Source organism: Polaromonas sp. P1_E1_2, assembly GCF_056406035.1.
The window spans coordinates 1-2,100 of the sequence record NZ_JBFUAZ010000687.1; the positions used below are offsets into that span (position 1 = coordinate 1).

The 2,100-nt window shown below is 60.5% G+C and carries 2 protein-coding genes; both read right to left on the reverse strand.

Annotated elements, in window-relative coordinates:
* Positions 1-265: 265 nt before the first annotated feature.
* Positions 266-781, reverse strand: a complete 516-nt coding sequence (locus AC1D1P_RS21725; protein ID WP_477671118.1) for a hypothetical protein — start codon at positions 779-781, stop codon at positions 266-268.
* 30 nt (positions 782-811) lie between these two features.
* Positions 812-2,041 (reverse strand): JmjC domain-containing protein, encoded by a 1,230-nt coding sequence (locus AC1D1P_RS21730; protein ID WP_477671119.1) that lies wholly within the window; start codon positions 2,039-2,041, stop codon positions 812-814.
* Positions 2,042-2,100: the final 59 nt, after the last annotated feature.

Genomic DNA, 2,100 nt, shown 5'->3' on the forward strand with positions numbered 1-2,100 from the left:
GAGCAACAGCGGCAACGATAGCTGCCAAAACGAGTGACTTGTTCATTTTTACGATCCTTGATGATATTTAAGAAAACAATTTCCGGAAATTGCCAAAAGAAAACCCAAACCGGAATTCAAGTTATTTTTGACCGGGGAAAGGACTCGAGCTCTTTCTACCCAGCTTTAAATTATATGCCGGATATTACAAATGGGAACGCAAGCCGGAAAACCCTAAGCCAGCCTTTACAGGCCCTTAGCGCCCTCAGACGCACAAATGCCCGCCTTAAAGCCCCAGCGTGGTGGCGGGGAACGACGGCGAACTTTTCAGCAAACGCTCATTGATCCGCTCCCTCAACGCCACCCGCCTGGCAACCTCAGAGCCGGCAATGCCAGTGCAGCGCTGCACATCCAGCCGCTCAAAGACCCAGCCGGGGCCGAGCAAGGCGCTGGGCATATCGTCCGCCGCGCCCGACGTATTGGCGCGGCATTCCACAATGTGCGCCCAGGTACGCCGCCAGGTGACGAACCGGGCGTGCCGCCTGACCACTTCATCGTAGTTTTTGGCCAGCATCGTGAATTTCCGGCCCGTCATGGACCAATCATTCAGCGCCTGAACGACTGCACGTTCTCCCAGGGGCCAGTCTTCGAAATCGGGATCGCACACAATGATTTCGCGCCAACCCTGTGCGGCTGCCGCTGAAAGCGACTGCCTGATCAACTCCGTGAAATCGCTGCGGCCAGTAAACCGGCCTTCCAGCAAGGCAGGCGGCAGGGCAGAACTGGTTTTTTCCGTATCCATAAAACGTCTCCAGGCTGTTTGGCAAGCAGGTCAGTCGTCTTCCGCAGGCAGCGTCTGCCGCAGCCAGCCCGCGTCGTGCCAGTCGCCCAGCAGCGCGATGGCCGATGCGCCAGCCTTGCGCAGCTCCCGGGGGGCCAGGCTGCGCTGGTCGGCCAGGCGGTGCATCAGGGCAGCATCGGCACCTTTGGCGCGATAGCTCTCGCCATTGATAAACACATGGTCGCTGTCATACATCATCCGCGTGCGTGTGTCGAGATGCACGCCGGCACTCCCCTGCCGCGCCGCATCGGCGTTCCACTCGCACTCCACCTCATCGAACCATACCGAGGGCTTGGGTTCGGTCATGTATTCACCCAGGGCGCAAGCCACGGCCAGGGGATCTTTCAACGCGTCCAGAACGGCCTGGCCGGCGAAGGCCGTAAGCTCTGACGGCATGGCAGCCGGTGTTGCGGTTGCGGCCTGCCCCGCATCGCGGTACAGGCGGGGCCGTGCCTTGCGGCCGATTTCTTCCGCGGCAGATTCATCGCCCTCATGGCGCTCGTCCTCAGTGAACTCGGCCAGGCGATGCAGCAGTTCCGCGGCCAGTTCTCCCTGTGCAGGCGACCTGAATCCGATGGAATATGTCATGCAATCTGCAGGTTTTCCATCGGCCTGCAGCGACGCCTCGGCAATGCCGTCGTGGGCATAGCGCGGAGGCAGGTAGAGCATGTCGCCCGCCTCCAGTACAAACTCTTCCTCAGGAACAAAATTCCGTAGGATTTTCAGCGGCACATCTTCCTGCAGCGTCAGGTCATTCTGCCGCCCGATCTTCCATCTCCGCCGGCCGCTGGCCTGCAACAGGAACACGTCATAGCTGTCAAAGTGCGGCCCAACGCCGCCGCCGGGCGTAGCAAACGAAATCATCAGGTCGTCGAGCCGGGCATCAGGCACAAAACGGAACTTCTGCAAAAGCGCATGCGCGCCGGCGTCATGCAGATCCACCCCCTGCACCAGCAAGGTCCAGGCTTTCTGGCTCAGCGGCGGGAGGCTTCGCGCGGCAAAAGGCCCCTGTTTCATCCGCCATCCCTTGGGCTGCTGGACAATCAGCCGGGACTCGACTTGCTCACGCGACGCGAGCCTGAACAGTGCTGCGCGGCTGAGCACAGGTTGCAGCCCCGGCAGCGCCTGGCGGATGAGAAGCGGCTTTTTTTGCCAGTGCCGGCGCATGAATTGCGCCGGGCTCAGGCCGGCGAGGAGCTCTAGAGATTGATTTACATCCATGGGACAATTGTCGGATGAAAATCACCCCGCAATGCGTCGTAGCCCTGACATGGACGCTG